Genomic DNA, 18252 nt, shown 5'->3' with positions numbered 1-18252 from the left:
CTTGCTACCGAACTAGGCAAGTTCGATCGAATGTGGGCAAATACGTGGATCTCAGTGCTGTCAGTCGAGCGCGAATACTCGTGGAAGGCGTTCGATGGCGGGTTTGAGGATGCTGATGGGCAACGTATCCCCATAGCGCTCCTCGGTCTCGTCTCGTCCCGCGTGCCCGATGATGTCTTTTTCGTACCCTGCCTTGAGTTCTGGATCCCGCTTGAGCTGGTTGACCACATAGTGGCGAAGAGAGTGGAAAACCTGTTCGGGCGAATTGTCGTTCTCATCGTTCCCGAGCTGTTGCGTCACGATCATTCTCCAGTTCCGGTCGAGCCGATCGCCATAGGTACCCTTGGTATGCTTCGGCCGCATGTCAGGGAATAGCTCTGCAAGTTTTGACTTTTTTTGGGCGTTCAGGTGCTCGATCAAGCCAAGCTCGATGAGGTGACTGTGAACCGGTACCTTACGGATCGAGGCCTCGTTCTTGAGGCGCCGGAGGTTCGAAAAGCGGATATCGAAGAACCAAAGGCCATTCTCGTCCTGACGGAGATCCTCGATCGCGAGGCCTGCAATCTCCGCGCGCCGGGCGCCGGTATACACAGCAATGAGAGGAACCCAGAACAAGCCGTCCTTGATGATTTTCTCGCCAGGGCGCAGGCGGCGGGTGAATCCGTGGCAGCCCGTCCAGACAGGATGCTCGAAAACCTTGCGAACCTCACTAATACTAAACGGCTTCCGGTCGTCCCGGGCCCGACGGTGGGACCGCACGCGCAGCTTGTCGAGCTTGATGGTTGAGCTGACAGGAATGCCGTCACTTTCTGCTCTATCGAGCAACTGTTTCAGCAGGCCAAGATTTCGGTTGATGGTTGCAGCGCTCAAACCTCTTTTCTCGGCAGGTAGGTGCGCTGCAGCCTCAATGATCTGCGGCACCGTGAGGTCACGATCCTTCGGGCTTTTCCCCCAGCTTTTGGGAAGCTTATGGTGGGAGTCCCTGAAGCGCGCGCAATGCCTGTGAGTCAGGTTTCGGACATCGCTGATCCCTGTGATCTGCTGCAGGATCCGTGCTGCGGTCATGATCTGCGTTTGAAACTTCTCGTCGACGCCGTCACGACTTTTGTCATCGACCAAACGAGCACAGACTGCGTCGATCCGACTATCGTATTCGAGGTCATCGGAGGGCATGTCTTCCTTGGTTTCCGTGGTCGTAAATGCAATGTCCGAGCGCTTAGTCGTGCAAGCCTCGTTACCTGCTGCGGGCTGGACCGGAAATGGGTGGGTACCGCGATCCATCGCAGGATCCGCGCTAGGAGGGGCATAGGCCGCGGTCATGGCCTCCCTCCTGATTTCAGCAGCGAGAGTGATCTCGGGGCTGATGTCGTCGGAAGCGTTCGAGGCTGCGCTTTCGAGGTAAGCCGCAGCGCGCCCCTTGAGAATGATCTGGCGGGCAGTGACCAGATCGAGGGCTGACAGGTTCCGTCGGCCAATGGCCTCGGAGGTCTTCCGACCGATCAGGCCCGCCCATGATCGAGAAAAACACGCGTCCCTAAGAACGTCCATATGGGCAGCGATGGAGCTGCATTCCTCCTCGCTCAGTCCCTCCCGCGCAAGCGACTGCCGGTCCTGTTCGCTGAGGCGTGCTGACTGGCCACGTGTCGCCATCAGCCTATGCGCATGTCCCGATACGAGATCGGCCCGCCGTTCCGCCTCGACCGCGTTCGGCGCGCCATCTGCGAGAGCGAGAAGCTCTTGCTTTGCAATCTGAGCCTGCGCGTCGCGCAAGCTATGCTCCAGCAAATGCCGGGCCTCTTCGGGGGAAAGGTTTTCGTGTTCCATGGCCCAAAATACAGCTTCGCTCTGCGCTGTCACAATAGCGGCGAGACGCCTAGCGGCCGGTAATCCACAGGTTTGTAAGCTCAACTGCATCACAACAGGCGCTCCACGCCTGACCAGCGTGCGAGGCAGCCGGCGGCGCCACGTATAGACGGCGCCTCTTCGGAAGACATGGTTCATTGCGGTCATGCCGCCCTCCATCGAGAGCAGGCGGTCCGAGATCCCCGTCATCCAGTGCTGCACCATGGTGTGACAGCTCTGTGTGACACGCCCCAGTCATGTTCAGGGGCATCAACAATATCAATGACTTGGGAAAAACCTGGCTGGGGTGGTAGGATTCGAACCTACGATACACGGTACCAAAAACCGATGCCTTACCACTTGGCTACACCCCAGCAGGTGTGGCGCTGTCTAACCTTGTCACTCGGGGGGTTCAAGATCTGAATTCAAGGTTTTTTCATCTTCCGCAAGGGCAATTGGGCCAAATTTTCGGGGCAGGCGGGCCGGGCGCGAGGCCGGCCCGCCGCGGGAGAAGATCAGACGCGGATCGGGTCGGCCTTGGCGAGGCGATCGAAGCCTATCAGCGTCTCGACAAGCTTGGGCATCTGCGACAGGGGCACCATGTTGGGGCCGTCCGAGGGGGCGGTGTCGGGGGTCTCGTGCGTCTCGATAAACACCGCCGCGATGCCCAGGCTGACGGCGGCGCGTGCCATCACGGGGGCGAATTCGCGCTGGCCACCCGATGCACCGCCCAGGCCGCCGGGCTGCTGCACCGAGTGGGTCGCGTCCATCACCACCGGGTAGCCCGTCTTCATCATCGTCGGCAATGAGCGCATGTCTGCCACCAGCGTGTTGTAGCCGAAGGAGACGCCGCGCTCGGTGAGCAGGATGCGGTGGTTGCCGGTCGAGGCCACCTTTTCGGCGACGTTGGCCATGTCCCACGGGGCGAGGAACTGGCCCTTCTTGACGTTGATCACGGCCCCCGTCTCGCCCGCGGCCAGAAGCAGGTCGGTCTGGCGACACAGGAAGGCCGGGATCTGCAGGATGTCGGCCACCTCGGCCACGGGCGCACAGTGGTCCGCCCCGTGGATGTCGGTGAGGACCGGGCAGCCGATGGCGCGCTTCACGTCCTCGAGCACGCGAAGCCCGGCTTCCATCCCGAGGCCGCGCTTGCCCGAGAGCGAGGTGCGGTTGGCCTTGTCGTAGCTGCCCTTGAACACGAATTGCGCGCCATGGGCCGCGCAGGCCTCGGCCATCCGGCCCGCGATCATCTGCGCGTGGTCCGAGGATTCGAGCTGGCAGGGCCCGGCGATCAGGGTGAGAGGGCGGTCGTTGCCGACCGTGAGTGAGCCGATGGAGACGTCGATCATGGGGCAGGGGCCTTTCGGGGTGCTGACAGGCCCCGGTCTAGCCTGCGCGGCGGGCGGCGTCACGCGCCGCCCGCGCCTCAGCTTGAAACCTGCTCGCGCAGGATCGAGACGGTGATCGACAGCATCAGGTAGATGCCCGCGAAGATTAGGAAGGCCAGCGCCGTGTTCTCAAGCGCCTTGGGATAGGTGGCCTCGTCGGGGGCCACCGGTTCCACACCGAGCGAGAGATAGCGCACCTGCCGGTTGGCCTCGATCTGCGCCGCCTCCATCTGCTGCAGCGCCTGCTGCACCAGAAGCGTCTGAAAGCCGTAATCCTCTTCGGCGAGGCGCAGTTCGGTGTTGCGCGCGGCGAGCGACGAGCCCGCCTCCGAGGCCTCGGTCATCTCGCGTCGCAGATCCGAAATCAGCGCTTCGATGCCGGTGATCTGGCTTCGGATCGAGTTCACCTGCGCCTCGTTGGGGCGGCGCACCGCGAGCCGGGTCTGCAGTTCGAGCTGGAGCTGCTGGCGCTGGCTTTCGAGCGCCGAGATCTGGCTGGTGCGCGCCGCCGTCTCGCCCACCGGGTCGATCTGCTGCACCTCCTGCTGGATGCGCAGCCAATTGGCGAGCGCCTCGGCCCGGCGCGTTTCGGCCGCCTCGTAGCTGTCGCGCGCACCTTGCATCTGGTCGTTGCGCAACCGCGCGGTGAGTTGGTCGACCTGATCCTCGGCATAGCTCAGAAGCGCTTCGGAAAACCGCTGCGAGGTCGCGGGGTCGGGGGCGATGACCTCCATCTTCACGATTCCCTCGGTCGGATCATAGGAGATCTTCACATGGTCTTGATAGATCGCGTAGGCCGCCTCGTTGGTCGCGGGTTCGGCCAGCCGCTGCAGCGGGTCGATCGCCGGGTCCGAGAACACCGCCTTGAATCCCTCCTCCTCGTCGAGCCGGACCATGGCGGCGCGCGAAGTGAGGTAGGATTGCACCGTGATGCTGTCCTGCTGGGTCGCCATCGAGGTGCCTTGAAACAGCCCGCCCAATCCCGCGCCGCTCTGCGGTTCGGCCTGCTGGATCACGAATTCCGACCGGGTGGCGTACATCGGCGTCGCCACGGCGAAGAAATAGTAGCCCGCCAGCACCGTGGGCAGCACCACGAACAGCATCAGGCGCAGCCCGAGCAGCGCCATCCGGCGACGGCGGCGGCGGGCGAGGTCGCGCTGGATGGTGCGGATCTCGGAGCCGCGCCGCTCGGCCGGGTCGATCTTCTCGGTCGAGGGCAGTTTCCGGTCGCCATCGAACACGGTCGAGGGCAGCTGCACGCGCGGCTCGGGCGCGACGAGTTGCCGCTCTTCTTCCTCCTGCGCGGGCACCACGAGTTCGATGATGTTCGAGCGCTGGAATGGATCGATGTCGAGCGCGCGCAGCTGGCGCACCGCGTCGAAATCCGACGCCACCTCAAGCCCATGCTTCTGCGCCACGCGGCGCGCCATGCGCAGCTGCCGCCCGGTCAGCCCCTCGCGGCGGATGCGGTCGATCTCCTGCGTGCCGGCGGGGGCGTCCTGCGCGCCTTGCGCGGTTGGCGGCGGTGCGGGATAGGGCCGGGCCTCGGGCGGGGCGTTCGAGGCGTCGCGGGCGACGGCCTCTCCTTCGGCGAGGCTGTCGGGCTCGGTTGCGTCGGGACGCGGTAGGCGCTGCTGCGTCACGCGCATCGACATGGCGGCGTCGGCGGATCGCGGTTCGCGCGGGGCGGCCTCGGGAATGGCCTCGGCCTGCGCCGGATCGGGCAGGCGTGGTGCCAGCGGGGCCTTGGGGCGCAGCCGGTAGCGGGTCACTTTAGGAGTGATAGTCATAAAGCTCCCGCGCCTCCTCGAGGCTGTCGAACATATGCAGCTTGCCATGCCGCAGCACCGCCGCCTGCCGGGCGAACCGCTCCAGCGTCTGCGGCTGATGCGAGACGATGATCACCGTCGTGGTTTCGAGCCGCTCGCGCAGGATCTCGCCCGCCTTTCGGTTGAATTCCGCATCCGTGGTCTGCGGCATGCCTTCGTCGATCAGGTAGATGTCGAAATCAAGCGCCAGCATCAACGAGAAGGTGAAGCGCGCCCGCATGCCCTGACTATAGGTGCCGACCGCCCGGTCGAAATATTCCTCGATGCCGCAGAGCCAGCGGCAGAAGGCCTCCACGTAGTCGGGATCGAGCCCGTAGAGCCGCGCGATGTAGCGCGCGTTCTCGCGCGCGGTGTGGCGCGGCACGACGCCGCCCATGAAGCCCAGCGGGAACGAGATCCGACAGCCGCGGGCGATCCGGCCCTCGTCGGGCTTTTCCAGCCCGGCCATCATGTTGATCAGTGTCGTCTTGCCGGTGCCGTTGGGTGCGAGGATGCCCAGCGAACGGCCCAGCTCGACCCGGAACGAGGCGCGGTCGAGGATGACCTTGCGCCGCGTGCCGGTCCAGAAGGACTTGCTGACCTGATCGAACTCAAGCATCCGCGCTCCGCCTTGGTTTTCCTCGTTGCGCTCCAACCCCCTGACGCCGGATCGGGTCGGCCCGCTATCCGTTCTAGTCGGGGTTTGTGGCAAAAGGACGCCAGAATTCCTAGCACGGCGGTGGAATGTTTCCCAATCCTGACCTGACGGCGCTTTCGTCCAAGGACCTTCGGCCCGGTTTGCGCGTTGGTGAGGAAAGACAACCTCGGGAAGGACAACATCATGCGCAAGTTCGTCAAGTACTTCGCTCTCTACAAGCTGGGCCGCAAGCTTCTGGGCGGTCGTCGCCGGGGTTGATCCCGGTTGCCGCGTCGAACCCGGAGCAGCAGGGGTCGCCGGTGATGGAAGAGCTTCGCGCCGACCTGTCCGCCTGCCGCCTCTGCGCCGACCGTTTCGCCGCCACCGCGACGCGGCATAGCCCGCGCCCGGTGGTCTGGTTCCGCCCCGGAGCCCGCCTGCTGATCGCGAGTCAGGCGCCGGGCCTGCGCGTGCACGAAGCGGGCACGCCGTTTTGGGATCGCTCCGGCACTCGGCTGCGCGATTGGCTCGGCCTCGACGAAAAAACGTTCTACGACCGGTCTCGGGTTGCCATCGTACCGATGGCCTTCTGCTTTCCCGGCTACGACGCCAAAGGCTCCGACCTGCCGCCGCCCCCCGTCTGCGCGCGGGTCTGGCGCGACCGTGTGCTGTCGCAGCTGAGCGACATACGTCTCACGGTGCTGATTGGCGGGGCGGCAATGAACTGGCATCTGGGGCGCGGTCCCGGCGTTACCGAACGAGTGCGTGCTTGGCGCGACCATGCGCCCGACGTGTTTCCCTTGCCTCACCCCTCGTGGCGCAATACCGCATGGCTCAAACGCAACCCGTGGTTCGGCGAGGAGGTGCTTCCCGCCCTGAAGGCCCGTGTGCGCGAGGTGATGGAGGACTAGCCCATGGAAACCGGTCTCGACGTGGCCTCGGCGGCCATGGACGCTGCCTCCGATGACGACGCGGCGCGGCTGCGCTATTACGGGCGTCTCGCGGATGCCGAGCTGTACCTGCTGCTCGCCGATGAGGCCGATGACGAGAGCGTCACCCTCGAGACCATCGAAGAGGCGGGCCAGAGCTACGCCGTGGCTTTCGATCGCGAAGAGCGGCTGTCGGAATATGCCGGTGCCGCCGCTTTCCACGCCGCCGTGCCGGGCCGGGCGCTGGCGCAAATCCTCGGCGCGCAGGGCTTGGGCCTCGCGCTCAACCCGCGCATCGCGCCTTCGGCGCGGCTGCTGCCGCCCGAGGCGCTGACCTGGCTGGCCGAAACGCTGACCCATGCGCCGCAGGAGGCCGCCGACCGCCCCGTCGCGGTGAACCCGCCCAGGGATTTCCCCGAAAACCTACTTGCCGCCCTCGACGAAAAGCTGGCCTCCGCGCGCGGTCTTGCCCGCGAGGCATGGCTGGTTCGGGTCGAATACGCCGATGGGCGCGAGGCGCCGCTTCTGGCCTTTCTCGACCCCGCCCCGGTGGCCGAGCGCGGTTTGGCCGTCGCGGTGGGCGAGGCGCTGACCTTTTCGGGGTTGGAGGAGGGCGCGCTCGACGTGACCTTCCTCGCCTCGGACAGCGAGACCGCGCGCCGCATCGCCCGCGTCGGCCTGCGTCTCAAGCTGCCGCAGCCGCATGTGGCGCCCGGCCCCAAGGCCCCCGGCATGGACCCCGGGAAACCGCCGCGTCTGCACTGACGGCCCCCTCACTCTTACAATTCACGAAACGACCCGCCGCCACGCGGGCCCGGTTTCAATACCCGCGCGCCCGGTCCACGAGATGCAAGAGCGGCTCGCCCGCCTCCGACCGCCGAATGTTCTCGGCGATCACCCGCGCCGCCGTGGCGGGCCGCGTGGCCGAGGCGACATGCGGCGTCACGGTGACGCGCGCATGGGCCCAATAGGGGTGATCGCGGGGCAGCGGCTCGGTCCGGAACACGTCGAGCGTGGCATGACCGATCCGGCCCGCATCGAGCGCCGAGAGTAGCGCGTCATCATCGACCAGCGCCCCGCGACCCGGATTGATGAGCGCCGCCCCCCGGGCGGGCAGGGCGAGACGGTCGGCGTCGAGCAGGTTCTCGGTCCGTGGCGTCAGCGGCAGCAGTGCCACGACAATCTGTGCCCCGCGCAGCGCCTCGGCCAGCCCCTCCTCTCCCGAAAGGCAGCGGATGCCGTCGATCGCCTTGGCCGTCCGGCTCCACCCGGTCACCGGGAACCCCAGACCCGCCAGCGCCTCTGCACAGGCCCGTCCCAGCGCGCCGAGGCCGAGCATCGTGACGGGCCGGTCGGCGGCGAGCGGCGGCGGCGCGGGGTGCCAGTCGCGCGCAAGGTTCGTCACATGCGCGTCCAGCCCGAGGTGATGGCGCAGCACGTGACCGGTCACGTATTCGACCATGCCACGCTCCAGTCCCGCATCGACCATCCGCGTCAGCGGCTGGGTCAGCGTCGCGTTGCCGACGATACGTTCCACCCCGGCCCAGAGGCTGAGCACGGCGCGGGTGCGGGTATAGGGCGTAAAATCGCGCAGCGTGTCGTTCGGCGCATAGATGATGTAATCGACGGTCCCCGGGGCGGCCTCGCGCACCAGATCCGCCGCGATCCCCGCCTCGGACAGGGCGGCAGGCAGCACGTCCCGGTAATCGGCCCAATCCTTCTCGGGCGCGGAGAACAGGATCTTCATCTCACCTCGGCTTGTGAACATGCGCGCTCTGCACCAGCCCGAAGGCCAGCAGCAGCACCAGCATCGCCGAGCCGCCATAGCTCACCAAGGGCAGCGGCACGCCGACCACGGGGGCGAGGCCCATCACCATCGACATGTTCACCGCAAAGAACAGGAAGAAGGTCATGGTGATCCCGAGCGTGACCAGAGAGGCGAAGCGGTCGCGGTTGTTCACTGCCGAGACCACGCAGAAAAAGATGATCAGCGCATAGAGAGCCAGCAGCGTCGAGGCCCCGACAAAGCCGAACTCTTCGGCCAGCGTCGTAAAAATGAAGTCGGTGTGCTTCTCGGGAAGGAAGTTGAGCCGCGATTGCGTGCCTTGCATGAAGCCGCGCCCGGTCCAGCCGCCTGATCCCAAAGCGATCTTGGCCTGTGTGATGTGGTAGCCCGCGCCAAGCGGGTCGTTCGACGGATCGAGAAAGGTGTCGATGCGGCGGTACTGGTAATCCTTGAGTAACTGCCAAGTTGTTCCACGTGACACGAAGACCGCATAGATCGCACCCACCCCGGCGGCGATCACGGTCGCGAAATAGGCCCAATGCACCCCGGCGGCGAACATCACCGTGGCACCCCCGATCAGCAAGAGCAGCGCCGTGCCGAGATCGGGCTGCGACAGCGTCAGCAGCGTCGGGATCGAGATGAACACCACCGGCAGCAGCACCCAGAAGATATGCGACACGCGTCTCAGCGGCAGCCAGTCGTAATAGGCTGCCAAAAGCATCACGAGGCTGACCTTCATCAGCTCCGAAGGCTGCAGGCGGATCGGCCCGAGGTCGATCCAGCGTTGCGCGCCCATGCCGACTTCGCCGAACATGTCGACCGCGACCAGCAGCGCCAGCGAGACGCCATAGGCCAGAAGCGCCATGTTGCGCCAGAACCAGATCGGCACCATGGCGACGACGATCATCGCCACCATGCCGACGCCGAAGCGCTTCATCTGCGGCTCCATCCACGGCGTAGCCGAACCGCCCGCCACCGAGTAGAGCATCAGAAAGCCGAAGCCCGAGACGGCGGCGAGCAAAAGCACCACCGGCCAGTTGAGGTAGAGCAGCTTGCGAAAGCCGCTGGGGACGAATTTCGCGTTCGCTTCGAGGTAGCTCATCTCAGGCCCTGTCGGAGGAGGTCATGCCGCGCGCGACATGGTTCTCGATCCGCTTTTGCTGCTCGGCGATCGTGTCGCGCAGGTTCGACGGATACGCCTCGAGCGGCGGCGCCCCGTCATAGAGCGCCTGCAGCGTCACGTCGCGTGCGATCGGGGCCGCGACCGAGGAGCCGCCGCCGCCATGTTCGACCACCACCGACACCGCGAAGCGCGGGTTCTCATAGGGGGCGAAGTTGACCCAGAGCGCATGGTCGCGCCGTTCCCATGGGAGGTCGGCGTTCGAGGTGACGCCGCGCGCGCGCTCGTCGGCGGTGATGCGGCGCACCTGACTGGTGCCGGACTTGCCTGCCATCTGCATGCCCTCGGCCACGATCCGCGCGCCGTAACCGGTGCCGCGCGCGGCGTTCGACACGTCGTTCATCGCCGCGCGTACCCGGCGCAGGTAGTTCTCGTTGAGGCCCATGGGCTCGCCCGCACCGGAGGGCTGGACCACGCCGCCGATCGAATGCACGAGGCGCGGCCTCACGTCGCGTCCGGTGGCGAGCCGCGCCGACATCACCGCGAGTTGCAGCGGCGTCGCCAGCACGTAGCCCTGACCGATCGAGGCGTTGACCGTGTCGCCGATGCGCCAGGCCTCGCCATAGCGGTCGCGCTTCCACTTGGTGTCGGGGGCCACGCCTTCGCTCACCGCCGACATCGGCACGTCGAGCGGCACGCCGACCCCGAGGCGGCGCGCCATCTCGGCGATGCGGTCGATGCCGATCTTCTGGCTGATCTCGTAGTAATAGACGTCGCAGCTCTCCTGCAGGGAGCGGTGCATGTTGACATTGCCATGGCCGCCGCGCTTCCAGCAGTGGAAGCGCGAGCCGCCGACCTCGGTAAAGCCGGGGCAGTATTCGGTGTCTTCGGGCCCGACGAGCCCCGATTCCAGCGCCGCCATCGCCACCACCATCTTGAAGGTGGAGCCGGGCGGATAGGCCCCCTGCACGGTCTTGGCCGAGAGCGGGCGGTATTTGTTCTCGTTGAGCCCGCGCCAGTCCGGCCCCGAGATGCCGCGCACGAAGAGGTTCGGATCGAAGGTCGGCGCCGAGGCCACGGCGCGCAGGTCGCCGGTCTCGAGATCGATCACCACGACGGAGGCGCTTTCGCCTTCGAGACGGGCCTCGGTGTAGCTTTGCAGCCTGCTGTCGAGGGTAAGCTGCATGTCGGCGCCCGACTTGCCTTCCTCGCGGTCGAGCTCGCGCATCACCCGGCCGGTGGCGTTGACCTCGATCCGCTTGGTGCCGGCCGAGCCACGCAGCTCCTCCTCGAACTTGGCCTCGACCCCGGTTTTGCCGATCTGGAAACGCGGGATCTGCATCAGCGGATCGGGGTCCTCCATCTTCGACAGGTCGTAATCCGAGACCGGGCCGACATAGCCCACCACATGCGCCGTGTCCGAGCCGCGCGGATAATGCCGCGACAGGCCGACCTCGGCGGTGATGCCCGGCAGGGCGGGGGTGTTGACCGTGACCTTGGCCACGTCGTCCCACGGCACACGCTCGGCCACGGTGACGGGGACGAAGCCGGGGCGGCGCTGCATCTCGGCCTTGGCGCTTTCGACCGCGCCCTCGGGCAGCGAGATCAGCCGCGCCAGCCGGTCGAGCGTGTCGTCCACGTCGCCCGCATCCTCGCGCGTGATGACGATGCGGTAGTTCTGTTCGTTCACCGCGAGCGGCGCGCCGTTGCGGTCGAAAATCAGCCCGCGCGAGGGGGGGATCAGCCGCATGTTGATGCGGTTCTCTTCGGCAAGCGTGCGGTAGATCTCGCCTTCCTCGACCTGCATGGAGCGCATCCGCCAGCCCAGCACGCCGACCATGGCCAGCTGCGAGGCGCCGATGACGAGGCTGCGCCGTCCGATGCGGCGGGCGCTTTCGGCGGTTTCCTTGGGCGGGCGTTTCATGCCGAGATCCTCCGGCGGCTGTCGGTCGGGTTGCGCGCGACGCCCAGAAGCCAGCGCGCGGCGAAAGCGACGATCGGATAGGCCAGCGCGGTCGCGAGAGCCTGGCTCGCCACCAGTGCGGCGGGCGGGGTCGGGATCACGGCGATCAGCATCACCGCCTGCGCGGCCGCGAGGATGCCCGCCACCGCGAGGCTCGCCGCGAGCCATTCGGTGGGAAAGCCGCCGGCGCGCAGCCGCAGGTGCCTGCGGCGCAGCATCTCGGTGGCGAACACGGTCAGAGCCGCGACCAGCCCCGGCGGACGCTGGAACAGGAAATCGGCCAGAAGCACGATCCCCGCGACCAGCCAGACCGGCAGCAGGCGCGGCCGCCGCAGCGTCCACAACAGCAGCACCGCCAGCAGCAGGTCCGGCCCCGCCCAACGCGGCGGCAGCGTGTCGAGCGGCAGCAGCCGGGCGATGATGAGCACGAGCGCCAGGGCCGCGACGCCCAGTCGGCCCAGCCAGAGCCTCGTGGGGCGCGGGTTAGCCATCGGGGGTCTCCGCGCCGGCCTCGGGGCCGTCCTGCACCTGCCCGAGGCTTTCGGGGGCAGGGGCGGGCGGACCGAAGATCTCCCGTGGCTCGGGCACGATCAGGCGGCCGGTCTCGTCGAGCGTCTCGGCCTGATGGCTGCGCAGCACCCGCAGGAATTCGAGCCTTTCGTAATCGGCGGCAAGCCGGATGCGCAGACGCCCGTCGGCCCCCATCGTCACCTGACCCACCAGCAGGTCGGCGGGGAACATGCCGCCATCGCCCGACGACACGACCCGGTCGCCGGGGCGCACAAGGTCGGGGTTTTCGAGGAAATCGATCGGCGGATAGACCGTGTTGTCGCCCGCGAGGATCGCGCGCTGTCCCGAGGGCTGGATCGTCACCGGGATGCGCGACGAGGTGTCGGTGAGCAGCAAGACCCGGCTGGTGGCGCGGCCCACGCCCGAAATCCGGCCCACGAGGCCGATCCCGTCCATTGCGGGCCAGCCGTCGAGCACGCCGTCGCGCGCGCCGACATTGAGCAGCACCGATTGCCGGAAGGGCGAACCGCTATCGGCCATCACCACGCCGGTGATGTAGGTCAGCCGCGGGTCGAGCCGCACATTGTTGAGATCGAGAAGCTTGGCGTTCTCCTGCTCGAGCTGCAGCGCCGCCTCGCGCCACGCGCGCATCTGCTGAAGCTCGCGCCGGAGCTGCTGGTTCTGCTCGTGCAGATGCGCGTAGCTCTGGAAATTGGAGGCCATAGTGAAAAGGCCGGTGACCGGGGCCAGCGCCCAGTCGAAGGAGGGCAGCACCCGGTCGATCACTTCGGCGCGCATCCGCTCGACGCGGGGGCTATCGATGCGCCACACCGCGAACAGCGCGATCAGCGCAAGCATCAGCAGCCCGACCAGCAACCTGCGGATCGGGCGGGCAAAATCCTCGCCGCTGTGTCGTGGTTTCGCCAAGGAGCGCGCACCCCCTCGTGATTTGGCATGTCGCCCCCGCGGATGGGGCAGGACGCCCCTCGGGGGCGCCGCGATCAGCTGTCGTAGTCTATCACATGACGCAGCTGTTTTTCGTATTCCAGCGCCTTGCCGGTGCCCAAGGCCACACAGTTGAGTGACTCGTCGGCGACCGAGATGGCGAGGCCGGTCTGCTCGCGCAGCGCGAGGTCGAGCTGGCCCAGAAGCGCGCCGCCACCGGTCAGCATCACGCCGCGATCGACGATGTCGGCGGCGAGATCGGGGGGCGTCGCCTCGAGCGCGGTCATCACCGCCTCGCAGATCTGCTGCACCGGCTCGGCCAGTGCCTCGGCGATCTGCGCTTGGGAGATTTCGGTCTCCTTGGGCACGCCGTTCAGAAGATCGCGGCCGCGGATCTGCATCGACTGGCCGCGCCCGTCATCGGGCATGCGGGCGGTGCCGATCTGGGTCTTGATCCGCTCGGCCGTGGCCTCGCCCACCAGAAGATTGTGCTGGCGGCGCAGGTAGCTGACGATCGCCTCGTCCATCCGGTCGCCACCGACGCGCACCGAGCGGGCATAGACGATGTCGCCAAGCGACAGCACCGCCACCTCGGTGGTGCCGCCGCCGATGTCGACGACCATGTTGCCGGTCGGATCGGTGATCGGCATGCCCGATCCGATCGCCGCCGCGATGGGTTCCGCGATCAGCCCCGCGCGCCGCGCGCCGGCCGAAAGCACCGACTGTCGGATCGCGCGCTTCTCCACCGGGGTCGCGCCATGCGGCACACAGACGATGATCTTGGGCTTCGAGAAGGTCGTGCGCTTGTGCACCTTGCGGATGAAATACTTGATCATCTCCTCGGCGACGTCGAAATCGGCGATGACGCCTTCGCGCATCGGCCGGATCGCCTGGATCGAGCCGGGGGTCCGGCCAAGCATCAGCTTGGCGTCCTCGCCCACGGCGAGAACCTTCTTCACCCCGTCCTTGACATGATACGCCACCACCGAGGGCTCCGAGAGCACGATGCCACGTCCCTTGACGTAGACCAGCGTGTTCGCCGTCCCTAGGTCGATCGCCATGTCAGACGAAAACAAGCTGCCCAATCCGAACATGGCGTGATCTATCCCGTTCCCAGTGCTGTGATGCCCCGCGACTCCGAAACGCCTGCGGGCTTCGCGCCTTATAGGCATAGCGGTGCGGCGCGGAAAGGGCCGAGGCGCCCCCGTGTCAGCGCATTTTCGCCGCACCGCCGCAATCCGGCACCCCGGAGGGACGCGGCCCGCGCCGTGTCCCCTTGGTTGTCACTCGCTCGCGTCCATGTAACCCACGCCCTTCATGTCGGCGCCAGGGGCGGTCTGTTCGCGCCGCACCAGAAGCCGGTTCACGGCGTTGATATAGGCCTTGGCGCTCGCCACGACGGTGTCGGTATCGGCCGACTGGCCGGTCGCGATGCGCCCGTCTTCCTCGAGACGCACCGACACCGTGGCCTGCGCGTCGGTGCCTTCTGTGACGGCCGCCACCTGATAGAGCTGCAGCCGCGCCTCGTGCGGAAACAGCGCCTTGATCGCGTTGAAGGTGGCGTCCACGGGACCGTCACCGGTGGCGTCGACCGATTTTTCCTCGTCGTCGATCGTCAGCGTCATCGCCGCGTGCTGCGGCCCTTCGGTGCCGCAGATCACCTTGAGCGACTTGAGCCGGACCCGGTCGGAGACCGCCTCGTTCTGGCGCACCAGCGCGATCAGGTCGTCGTCATAGACCTCCTTCTTGCGGTCGGCGAGATCCTTGAACCGCACGAAGGTGTCGTTGAGCTGGTTGTCGGCCATCTCGAAGCCCAGCGCCTTGAGCTTGGAGCGCAGCGCCGCGCGGCCCGAATGCTTGCCCAGCGGCAGCGAAGTGCCAGCGAGACCGACATCCTCGGGGCGCATGATCTCGAAGGTCTCGGCGTTCTTGAGCATCCCGTCCTGATGGATGCCGCTTTCATGCGCGAAAGCGTTCTTTCCGACGATTGCCTTGTTGAACTGCACCGGAAAGCCCGAGACGGTGGCGACCCGGCGCGAGATGTTCATGATCTTGCGGGTGTCGACGCCGGTGTCCCATGGCATGATGTCGTGGCGCACCTTGAGCGCCATCACGACCTCCTCGAGCGCGGTGTTGCCCGCGCGCTCACCCAGACCGTTGATCGTGCATTCGATCTGCCGCGCGCCGCCCTCGACGGCGGCCAGTGAATTGGCCGTCGCCATGCCCAGATCGTTGTGGCAGTGGGTCGCGAAGATGATCTCGTCCGCGCCCGGCACCTCGGCGATCAGCCGGCGGATCAGGTCGGCGCTCTCGACGGGCGCGGTATAGCCCACCGTGTCGGGGATGTTGATCGTCGTGGCCCCGGCCTTGATCGCGATCTCGACCACCCGGGCGAGGTAGTCCCACTCGGTCCGGGTCGCGTCCATTGGCGACCATTGCACGTTGTCGCACAGGTTGCGCGCGTGGGTCACCGTGTCGTGAATGCGCTGGGCCATCTCGTCCTGCGTCAGGTTCGGGATGGCGCGGTGCAGCGGCGAGGTGCCGATGAAGGTATGGATGCGCGGCGAGCGGGCATGTTTCACCGCCTCCCAGCAGCGGTCGATATCCTTGTAGTTGGCACGCGCGAGGCCGCAGATCGTGGCGTTGCGCGACTGCTTCGCGATCTCGCTCACCGCCTTGAAGTCGCCCTCGGAGGCGATCGGAAAACCAGCCTCGATGATGTCCACGCCCATCTCGTCGAGCAGGTCGGCGATCTCGAGCTTCTCGGCATGGGTCATGGTGGCGCCGGGCGATTGCTCACCGTCGCGCAGCGTCGTGTCGAAGATCAGGACGCGGTTCTCGGGGCGGGTGTCGGGTGTGGTGGTCATCTCTCAAATCCTCTCGGGTCCGGGTGCTTGCTCCGGCGCGATTGTCCCCTCTGAGCGGTCGCGCCGAATGGCACGCTCAGAGGCGAGTAAGGAGAAGAAGGGTCCGGAGCGCGGGCAGGGCCGCGGGGGACGAGAGAGTGACGTTACAGCTCATGGGCGGGACTATATCGCCCGATTTGCCAATGAAAACCCCTAAGCGGTCAGAAGCCCCAACTCGGCGTCCGAGGCGATGCGCTCGTACTTGTCGGCGAGCGGCATCGGTCGGTCGCGCCAATGCGGCTCGAAGGCGAAGCTCGACCGCCTGCGCCCCTCGGGCAGCGCCCCGTTGCCCGCGCCGACGGCGTAATCGTAGTAGAGCTTCACGATCTGGTCGGACGTGACCTGCTGCGCCGCCTCGTGACCCAAGCAGGCCGCACGCCAGCGGGCCACGCGGGCGAATTCGGGCGTGTCGGGAAGCGTGAAGCCCTCGTAATGCTCCAGAAACCAGAACCGCATCAGCAGTGGCGTATAGACAATCTCTGGCAAGCCGAACCGGTCAAAGAGCCACGTGCCCTTGGGGTTGTGCCTTTTCAGCATCCCGTTCAGCCAGATGTAATGCCCGAGCAGCGCCTCGCGCTTCTCGTCGGTCTTCGCGGGGTCGGTGTTCATCACGTAGAGATAGCCCGCCATGCCGAACGGCCCCTCGCGGGTAATGAAGAGCCGCTCGATCCCGCGTTCGAACGGGTCGGCGCTGGCGATGCGCGGCTCGGCCCAGCGCTCCTCGACATAGCGCAGGATCACGAGGCTCTCCTTGAGAATGCCACCGGTTTCGGTCTCAAGCACCGGCAGCGCCGTGGTGCCGCCGGTCTTCTCCAGAAGCCAATCTGGGCGTGGCTCGGTGATGTCGATCACCCGGAACTCGACCGCGCCCGTCAGCCCTTTGAGCGCGAGCAGGATCTCGACCCGCTGCGAAAACGGGCAGACGGGGATGTGATAGATGATCGCACGGGCCATGGCGTTCCTCCTTCGCGCGGAACGATCATGCCACGCCGCGCCGCACCCGTCACGGATTGACCACGGCGCGGCGTCGCCTAGGTCGCGGCGCATGACACAGGATATCAAACGCGCGCTCGTCACCGGCGGCGCCAAGGGAATCGGACGCGGCCTCGTGGCGCGTCTGGCACGGGAGGGCTGGCAGGTCGCGGCGATGGACCGCGACGCTGAGGCGCTGGAGGGGCTGCCCGAGGGGGTGCGCGCCATCACCGGCGACGTCTCCGACGAGGCTTCGGTGCGCGCCGCCGTGGCGTCCACCGGCTGGGACGGTCTGGACCTTCTGGTCAACAATGCCGGGCTGGCGGGCCCCGAGGCCGGGCCGGTCGAGGATCTGGCGCTCGGCGACTGGCAGCGCTGGATCGACACCAACCTCACCGGGGCGCTGCTGATGACCAAGCATTGCGTGCCGCTTTTGCGCGCGCGGCGCGGCGCCATCGTCAACGTCACCTCGAGCCGGGCGCACCAGTCAGAGCCGAACACCGAGCCCTATGCCGCCGCCAAGGGCGGGCTCACGGCGCTGACTCATGCGCTCGCGGTGTCGCTCGGTCCCGAAATCCGGGTCAATGCCATCGCCCCCGGCTGGATCGTCACGGAGGGCTGGGACGAACTGCGCGAGATCGACCACGCCCAGCACCCGGCGGGCCGGGCGGGTCGCCCCGAGGACGTGGCCGAGGCGGTGCTGTGGCTCGCGGGCGCAGGCTTCATGACCGGGCAGGAGGTGGTGCTTGATGGCGGCATGACGCGCAAGATGATCTATGCCGAGTGAACGCGCCCTCGTGATCGGTGCCTCGGGCGGCATCGGTGCTGCGCTGGCCGAGGCTCTGCAGGCGCGCGGCGCAGAGGTCACGCGCCTGTCGCGCCGCGATGACGGGTTCGAGGTGACGGATGCGCAGGTGGTTGCGCGGGTCATGGGCGGCATTGATGGCCCGTTCGACACGATCCTCGTGGCGATCGGCATTCTCGCGCCCGAAGGGCAGGGGCCGGAGAAATCCCTTTCGGCCATCGACCCCGCCGCCATGGCGCGGCTTTTCGCGGTGAACGCCATCGGCCCGGCGCTGATCCTGCGGCATCTCGCGCGCCTGCTCGCGCCCGGTGGCCGGGCGGGGGTGCTGTCGGCGCGGGTCGGGTCGATCGGCGACAACGCGATCGGCGGCTGGCACGGCTACCGCGCCTCCAAGGCGGCGCTGAACCAGATCGTGCATGGCGCCGCGATCGAGCTGGCGCGCCATGACCGCGACGCGATCCTCGTGGCGCTGCATCCCGGCACGGTCGAGACGGCGTTCACCGCCGCCTATGCGGGGCGGCACCGGATGGTCCCCGCGCAGGAGGCGGCACAGAACTTGCTGCAGGTGATCGAGGGGCTCGACCCGTCGCAATCGGGCGGGTTCTACGACTGGCGCGGCGAAGAGGTGCCCTGGTAGCGCC

Annotated in this window: 16 protein-coding genes and 1 tRNA gene; 4 read left to right on the top strand and 13 right to left on the bottom strand. The window is 67.0% G+C overall.

The genetic code is table 11. The features are described from left to right. Positions 1-60: 60 nt before the first annotated feature. From ACJASC_RS14300 to ACJASC_RS14280, 5 genes are all read right to left on the bottom strand, one after another. Positions 61-2067: a DUF6538 domain-containing protein gene (locus tag ACJASC_RS14300; protein ID WP_415146597.1), complete on the bottom strand. Its 2007-nt coding sequence runs from the start codon at positions 2065-2067 to the stop codon at positions 61-63. 74 nt (positions 2068-2141) lie between these two features. Further along, positions 2142-2216, bottom strand: a tRNA-Gln gene (locus ACJASC_RS14295). A 141-nt stretch (positions 2217-2357) separates the two neighbouring features. Further along, positions 2358-3191: a 3-deoxy-8-phosphooctulonate synthase gene (gene kdsA, locus ACJASC_RS14290; RefSeq protein WP_021693733.1), complete on the bottom strand. Its 834-nt coding sequence runs from the start codon at positions 3189-3191 to the stop codon at positions 2358-2360. Positions 3192-3268: 77 nt separating this feature from the next. After that, a complete protein-coding gene (locus tag ACJASC_RS14285) occupies positions 3269-5020 on the bottom strand; it encodes a capsule biosynthesis protein (protein WP_235047595.1) in 1752 nt (583 codons plus the stop codon). Beyond that, the gene (locus ACJASC_RS14280) at positions 5004-5657 is read right to left on the bottom strand and encodes an ABC transporter ATP-binding protein (RefSeq protein ID WP_415146596.1); all 654 of its coding nucleotides are present in this window, start codon (positions 5655-5657) and stop codon (positions 5004-5006) included. The genes ACJASC_RS14285 and ACJASC_RS14280 overlap by 17 nt, the downstream gene beginning before the upstream one ends. Before the next feature lie 341 nt (positions 5658-5998). On the opposite strand from ACJASC_RS14280, the gene ACJASC_RS14275 reads away from it, so the two are divergent. Both ACJASC_RS14275 and ACJASC_RS14270 read left to right on the top strand, forming a co-directional pair. Beyond that, positions 5999-6586 carry a uracil-DNA glycosylase family protein gene (locus ACJASC_RS14275; protein WP_045319877.1) on the top strand — a complete coding sequence of 196 codons (588 nt, stop codon included), beginning with the start codon at positions 5999-6001 and terminating at the stop codon, positions 6584-6586. Positions 6587-6589: 3 nt separating this feature from the next. Continuing rightward, positions 6590-7369, top strand: a complete 780-nt coding sequence (locus ACJASC_RS14270; RefSeq protein WP_415146595.1) for an SseB family protein — start codon at positions 6590-6592, stop codon at positions 7367-7369. A gap of 55 nt (positions 7370-7424) precedes the next feature. On the opposite strand, the gene ACJASC_RS14265 is transcribed toward ACJASC_RS14270, so the two are convergent. The 8 genes from ACJASC_RS14265 to ACJASC_RS14230 form a co-directional block, all read right to left on the bottom strand. After that, entirely contained in the window at positions 7425-8372 is a 948-nt protein-coding gene (locus ACJASC_RS14265; protein WP_415146594.1) for a 2-hydroxyacid dehydrogenase, read from the bottom strand. Next, positions 8353-9492, bottom strand: a complete 1140-nt coding sequence (gene rodA, locus ACJASC_RS14260) for a rod shape-determining protein RodA (RefSeq protein WP_021693738.1) — start codon at positions 9490-9492, stop codon at positions 8353-8355. The genes ACJASC_RS14265 and rodA overlap by 20 nt, the downstream gene beginning before the upstream one ends. A gap of 1 nt (position 9493) precedes the next feature. After that, the gene (gene mrdA / locus ACJASC_RS14255; RefSeq protein WP_415146593.1) at positions 9494-11434 is read right to left on the bottom strand and encodes a penicillin-binding protein 2; all 1941 of its coding nucleotides are present in this window, start codon (positions 11432-11434) and stop codon (positions 9494-9496) included. Then, positions 11431-11964, bottom strand: a complete 534-nt coding sequence (locus ACJASC_RS14250) for a hypothetical protein (RefSeq protein ID WP_045319878.1) — start codon at positions 11962-11964, stop codon at positions 11431-11433. The genes mrdA and ACJASC_RS14250 overlap by 4 nt, the downstream gene beginning before the upstream one ends. After that, positions 11957-12910, bottom strand: coding sequence for a rod shape-determining protein MreC (gene mreC / locus ACJASC_RS14245; protein WP_415146592.1), 954 nt, complete (start codon positions 12908-12910; stop codon positions 11957-11959). The genes ACJASC_RS14250 and mreC overlap by 8 nt, the downstream gene beginning before the upstream one ends. Positions 12911-12984: 74 nt before the next feature. Then, positions 12985-14022, bottom strand: a complete 1038-nt coding sequence (locus ACJASC_RS14240; RefSeq protein ID WP_021693743.1) for a rod shape-determining protein — start codon at positions 14020-14022, stop codon at positions 12985-12987. A gap of 189 nt (positions 14023-14211) precedes the next feature. Beyond that, positions 14212-15795 (bottom strand): 2-isopropylmalate synthase, encoded by a 1584-nt coding sequence (locus ACJASC_RS14235; RefSeq protein WP_415146591.1) that lies wholly within the window; start codon positions 15793-15795, stop codon positions 14212-14214. Between the two features lie 192 nt (positions 15796-15987). Continuing rightward, the gene (locus ACJASC_RS14230) at positions 15988-16788 is read right to left on the bottom strand and encodes a glutathione S-transferase family protein (RefSeq protein ID WP_415146590.1); all 801 of its coding nucleotides are present in this window, start codon (positions 16786-16788) and stop codon (positions 15988-15990) included. Positions 16789-16879: 91 nt separating this feature from the next. Between ACJASC_RS14230 and ACJASC_RS14225 the strand changes: the two genes are divergently transcribed. Further along, positions 16880-17593, top strand: coding sequence for an SDR family oxidoreductase (locus tag ACJASC_RS14225; protein WP_415146589.1), 714 nt, complete (start codon positions 16880-16882; stop codon positions 17591-17593). Continuing rightward, positions 17583-18248, top strand: coding sequence for an SDR family NAD(P)-dependent oxidoreductase (locus tag ACJASC_RS14220; RefSeq protein ID WP_415146588.1), 666 nt, complete (start codon positions 17583-17585; stop codon positions 18246-18248). The genes ACJASC_RS14225 and ACJASC_RS14220 overlap by 11 nt, the downstream gene beginning before the upstream one ends. Positions 18249-18252: the final 4 nt, after the last annotated feature.

The sequence above is a fragment of the Limimaricola cinnabarinus genome, assembly GCF_047631075.1.
Classification (GTDB): Bacteria; Pseudomonadota; Alphaproteobacteria; order Rhodobacterales; family Rhodobacteraceae; genus Limimaricola; species Limimaricola cinnabarinus.
The sequence above is the reverse complement of the archived record's forward strand: the minus strand, read 5'-3'. Positions and strand labels throughout refer to the sequence as shown.